Raw genomic sequence first — 5,519 nt, forward strand, 5'->3', positions numbered from 1 at the left:
TTCACCTAGATCGACAATTTTGCCGTCCACCCGGGCGCGCACATAGCCCGCCTTGCGCATCTCCAGCAGTTCCTTCCGGTATTCTCCCTTCCTCCCACGCACGATCGGCGCCAGAATCTGGAACTTCTCCCCTTCCGGCACAGAGGCGATCGCATCGACCATTTGCTGGACGGTCTGCGCGGTAATCTCTTCTCCACATTGGAAACAATAGGGTCGCCCGACACGGGCGAAGAGCAGCCGGAGATAATCGTAGATTTCTGTGACCGTGCCGACGGTGGAACGAGGGTTGTGACTGGTGCTTTTCTGTTCAATGGAGATGGCGGGAGACAGGCCTTCGATCGAATCGACATCCGGCTTGCCCATTTGTTCGAGAAACTGCCGAGCGTAAGCAGACAGCGATTCGACGTACCGCCGCTGACCTTCCGCATAGATCGTATCGAAGGCAAGGGACGACTTACCCGATCCGCTCAAGCCGGTGATGACCACTAGCTTGTCGCGAGGAATTTCCACGTCGATATTCTTGAGATTGTGCTCTCTCGCGCCCTTGATGATGATGGAATTGCCCATGATTTCCTTGGTTCCTTGCCCAACCGCCAGAGCTCAGCGCTCGGCGCCTCTGTGTCGGAGCGGGATTATACCATTCACATTTTGTTTCTTGACACTTGTACCGAAGACGGCTGATATAGGCTCATTCAGAAGGTCTTCATGACTAAGGCAATTGAACAGAAAGTAAAATGGACGATGTCATTTGACTGCAAGCTGAAGAGTTTGGTGGTCCAAGAGGCGAAACAGAGGGGCGTCGATCCAGCGACTGTCCTTGAAACCTTAGTTCGGGAGAAATTCAGTCGGTTTGGCTACGGGAATATCGAGGACAGTGCTAGCTACATTACTGCGATACGGAAACAGAGGCCTACGCAATCGGATGCGGACTTCCTTGCCGAAATCAAAGCATGGCAAAAGCCTCGCTCTTCCTAGACACCGATATCTTCATCGATTACTTCAACGTCGGCCGATTCAACTCTCTTCGATACCACTCGCTTCACGATCTATTACTCCGTGATCACCGGGAAGGAACTGCTCACAAAGCCGGGGCTTCGCGGATTCCGAGCGAGAGGGCACCAAAGCGACCTGCGGCAATACCATCTGGTTCCCCTATCCGACTCCCTAACGGAAAAGTCCGATCTTCGCCGTCAGCACCCCTCGCTCGACAAGGCTGATGCCCTCATCGCCGCCACCGCGTTAGTGAAACGGCTGCCGCTCGTCACAAGAAACAAGCGGCACTTTCGCATCGTTGAAGATCTTCATCTCTTTGGCGAATAGCTTGAACGTACTCGGATTACCGGCGCTTGCGGGGTCCACGCGGAGACCGATCGAGCGCTTCACCCCAGTGAGTCAGAAATGCCGTCACGAATTCGTGTTCCTCAGCCGGCGGCACGGCTAAACGGGCCAAGGCCAACGCGACCGCCAGGGCAATGTGATAGCCCTCCGAGCGGGAAGCGGCGGCGCGGCGATAAGCGGGATGGGCGTCATTGATAACGACGGTGGATTCGACGAGCCGACCGAGATCCGGATCGCCTGCATGAGACTCGAACCGGATGTTCAATCCATAACGAGCAGGCTTAGACCGTCCCTTGGGTCCCGGAACGACAGCAACGCCAGGGAAAGGCTCAGGTTCAGCCTGCGATGCTGATTCTATCTGTGTTTCTTTGCTCGTCTGTTCTGCGCCCGTCGATTCAGTCGGCGACTCCGGTGGGAGCGCAGGTCCGCGCACGTCCTCCGCTTGACTGACGAGGGAGGCAGCGAGCATCGCCTGTCCATCCCCGCTCACCCCGGTTGGACCGATCGGCAACCGCTTCTGGCCACCTGGTCGCCGCTCGACCAATGACGCCAGGAGCGGAAATTCTTCGGCCAAATCCACCAAGACAGTTTCAAGATCCCGTTCCAACGGTCGCACGGCTCGGCGCTTGGCCTTATCGTCTGTTTCCCTGGTATCGCCCCAATGGGCCAATTGCTGCGAGACCGCTTCTTGAATGGCTTTGCGATAGCCCAGATACAACGCGCCTCGCGTTCCGACGCGAACGAAGTCTCCCTTGTTCAGAGTGAGCGCCGCAGACAGCGCCGGTGCCTCAATCATCCCGGCCACCCGGTCCGACGCAGCAGGCGTGATGCCGAGCCAGTCCCATCCGTGTTTAATCACCTTGCCGAACGTGCTGATAGCCATGCCTCGCTGATGCTCTGGAAACGGCGATTCGCTTCGCGTCAGGTAACCGACCGCTGTCGGCTTGCGCTTACCCGCAAGGCAGACGGCCAGTCTCGACGATTCCGTGCTTCTGGCATGCCGGCGCGTCAGCACCAGGCCGTTGACCTCAAACCGAAACCCTTTCGGATAATGCCGGCCGAGGACTTCGTCGAACTCCGGCTCCAGCAGCGGTTGGTATTGCCGGCGAAGCGTTTCCTCTATGTATCCTTCGTCCAAAAGAGGCGAGAGCGCGTTCTGTAGCTTGAGCTGCACCGCTGTGCCATGATCAGCCACCAAACCAGACGGAGGAATCCATTTCCACGGCGCCTTGTGCCGTCCAGCCAAATGCCAGCGGCTGGCTACATGTTCCTTGCCACGCCTGGTTTCGGTGACGACATCTTCGCAGACCAGCAGGCCCAGCTTGATCCCGACCCCGGCGAAGCCGATGCCGTGCCCCCGCGTTTTGGTGCTGGCGGCCAGATCATGGTACCGCACCAGATCGCGTCGCCTCATGCCCGATCCGTCGTCCACGATGGTGAGCGTCGACGATGCAGGATAAGTCTTAATGCGGAGACAGGTGGCGCCGGAGTCCAACGAATTGGCCACCACTTCGGTCAAAATGGTTTCTTCGAGCGCGCCGGGATAGGCATCGCGCAGGTCTTCGAGCAGATGCTGCAGATCAACGCGCGTTTCGCCCAAGATGAACTCCGAAATCTAGAAAGGCCTGTCTGAGGTGCCAGTATCGAACGGTCATGCCTCGCCGTCAAGGCGCGGCGATTGACCTGACCTCGATCTCCTCTGAGCTGAGCTGCGATCTGCTTTTCCGACATCCCCCTCTCGACTTGTGATGCTTGACCGGTAGCTCTCGCTCCTGATCGAACGAATCGCTCATCCGCTTCAGGAAAAGCATGTCGAAGATGTACTCCTTGTAGTGAGTTTGGTCATCCGACGGCGAAGTCTGACGAATTCACCCAGGTGGAACGACGAGAATACTGGGCGTCCGCGCCACCAATAGAGCGAGGACTCCGCTTGACAGCGCCTTGAACCGGGTGCTACCACGGTCGCATGGTGAAAACCGACCGTTCTCCATTGACTCGAGACCCTCAGGCCCCGGCCAAGGTCGTCTCGACCTGGTCAGGCCAGGCCCGCGAAGATGCCGTGCAGCGGATGTTCACCGCCATTGCGCGCGTCTATGACCTGAACAACACGTTGTTGAGTTTCGGTCTGCATTACCATTGGAAAAAGATTACCGCTTCCTTCATTACTCCCCTTGGACGGGGGACGGCACTCGATGTCGGATCCGGCACAGCCGATCTGGCTCTTCTTGTCGAGTCTCGAATGGGCCCCAAGGGGCGTGTGATCGCATCGGACCTGAACCATGCGATGCTGGCCGAGGGCCTTAAGAAGATCGGCGGGAAAGGACTTACCGACAAGATCACCTGCCTGCAGGCAAGCGCCGAACATCTGGGATTTGGAGACAACACCTTCGATGCGGTTACCACCGGTTTCTGCATGCGGAACGTGGGGGATTTGCCGGGGGCCGTGCGGGAGATCCGCCGTGTGATGAAGCCCGGCGGCCGCTTCGTGTGCCTGGAGTTTTCACGGCCGGTATTCGGTTGGCTACGGAAGAGCTACGACTGGTATTCGTTCAAACTGCTCCCCTGGATCGGCACGGTAGTCGCACGCGATCGCACCGGCGTCTATGAGTACCTTCCGGCGTCGATCCGGACGTTTCCCGATCAAGAACGGTTGTGCCAGATCTTACGAGAAGCCGGATTTCGCCAAGTGTCGTACAAGAACCTCAGTGGTGGAATTGTCGCCATTCATGTAGCGACGAAATAAGAAGGGGAAGGTTTAGGCCCAGGTTGAGAAGAGTGGAACTATATGAAAGTATCCTCAATCTAGCTCTATGAATTCCATTCTCTATATTTTCCTCCCCTGCAAAAAGGTCTATCCCATCGGGATCACCTACTTGGCGGACTTTATCCATCGACGAAAGCCGGAGGTTCGTCAGCGCATTCTTGATCTGTCGCTGTTTCCTGTCGCACAGCGAAGCCAAGCCATCCGCGATGCAGCCACGGAGTTCAAACCGGACTTGGTCTGCTTTTCTTGGCGCGATATTCAAATCTTTTCACCCCATGAAGGCGACACCTCGTTGGAGCACGCCTTCAATTTTTATTTTGCCAGTAACCCGCTCAAGCGCATCGCGGCATCGGTCGAGGGCGTCAAGCAGCTCTACCGGTACTACAACCACATCTATACGATCCTGTCGTATCCTGCGCTGATCCGCAAAGAGTTTCCCAAAGCCCAAATCATGATCGGAGGCGGGGCTTTTACGGCCTTCGCCGATCAATTGATCGAAAAGCTCCCTGATGGAACCATCGGCATCCTCGGTGAAGGGGAAGACGCCATCCTCAAAATGATCGAAGGCCGGTCCATCGAAGATGAACGGTACATCGTCAAAGAAGGGAACCAGATCAGGAAAGGCCGACAGGGTTCTCCGGCGCTGCTCGACGCGCTGACCGTGGATTTGCCCTATCTCACATCGATCTTTCCTCAGTACGGCGAATATGTCGGCGAATCCATCGGAGTGCAGTCAAAACGCGGCTGCCCTTACGACTGCGCCTTCTGCCTCTATCCGTATATTGAAGGCAAGCGAGTCCGTTATCGGCCCCCGGACATGGTCGTCAAGGACATCTCCCAACATTACCACCAGTGGGGTGCCCGTCGATTTTGGTTTACCGACGCCCAATTTATCACTGGGAAAGAAGCCTATCCTCATTGCACGGAGATTCTCGAACGGATCGTTGCCGAGAAACTTGATATCGAGTGGTCGGGCTACATCAGAACCTCTCTGATTACCCCGGAACTGGCGAAACTGATGGTCCGATCAGGCGTGGGCGATTTGGAGGTGGCTATTACCTCCGGCTCTCAAGAGGTTCTGAATAATCTCCATATGGGTTTCAAGCTGGAACGGTTGTATGACGGCTGTCGTTATCTGGCAGAAGCCGGCTTCAAGGGCAAGGTGATCCTCAACTATTCGCTGAACAGTCCCAAGGAAACGGAAGAGAGTCTTCTCCAAAGCGTCGAGTCCTACAAGGCGGTGGCCTCAATAATCGGGGAAGAGCGGGTATTCCCGCTGATGTTCTTCCTCGGTATTCAGCCAAACACCGATCTGGAGCAGCGACTGTTGGAGGAGGGATACCTTTCGGCCGGTTACAACCCCTTGATGCTGACCCCGACGAGTATCAGAAAGTTGCTCTATAACCCTGCCCCCCTC

5 protein-coding genes and 1 pseudogene are annotated in these 5,519 nt (G+C 56.6%); 3 read left to right on the top strand and 3 right to left on the bottom strand.

Annotation, left to right across the window (positions count from 1 at the left end):
- Positions 1–567: pseudogene (gene uvrA, locus ACOSYY_RS08555) on the bottom strand (ABC-ATPase UvrA); the annotation flags it as partial.
- A gap of 489 nt (positions 568–1,056) precedes the next feature.
- On the opposite strand from uvrA, the gene ACOSYY_RS08560 reads away from it, so the two are divergent.
- Positions 1,057–1,320, top strand: a complete 264-nt coding sequence (locus tag ACOSYY_RS08560) for a PIN domain-containing protein (RefSeq protein ID WP_421661847.1) — start codon at positions 1,057–1,059, stop codon at positions 1,318–1,320.
- A gap of 16 nt (positions 1,321–1,336) precedes the next feature.
- Here the strand turns inward: ACOSYY_RS08560 and ACOSYY_RS08565 are convergent, their stop codons facing one another.
- Both ACOSYY_RS08565 and ACOSYY_RS08570 read right to left on the bottom strand, forming a co-directional pair.
- Positions 1,337–2,938 carry an ATP-binding protein gene (locus ACOSYY_RS08565; protein ID WP_421661848.1) on the bottom strand — a complete coding sequence of 534 codons (1,602 nt, stop codon included), beginning with the start codon at positions 2,936–2,938 and terminating at the stop codon, positions 1,337–1,339.
- A 64-nt stretch (positions 2,939–3,002) separates the two neighbouring features.
- Positions 3,003–3,149, bottom strand: a complete 147-nt coding sequence (locus ACOSYY_RS08570; RefSeq protein ID WP_526023304.1) for a hypothetical protein — start codon at positions 3,147–3,149, stop codon at positions 3,003–3,005.
- Between the two features lie 155 nt (positions 3,150–3,304).
- Between ACOSYY_RS08570 and mpqE the strand changes: the two genes are divergently transcribed.
- On the top strand, positions 3,305–4,081 hold the full coding sequence (mpqE, locus tag ACOSYY_RS08575; protein WP_421661849.1) for a methyl-plastoquinone biosynthesis methyltransferase MpqE: 777 nt from the start codon (positions 3,305–3,307) through the stop codon (positions 4,079–4,081).
- Between the two features lie 67 nt (positions 4,082–4,148).
- The coding region (locus ACOSYY_RS08580) for a B12-binding domain-containing radical SAM protein (RefSeq protein ID WP_421661850.1) at positions 4,149–5,519 on the top strand (1,371 nt) is incomplete at its 3' end.

It is taken from the genome of Nitrospira sp. BLG_2, assembly GCF_049222245.1.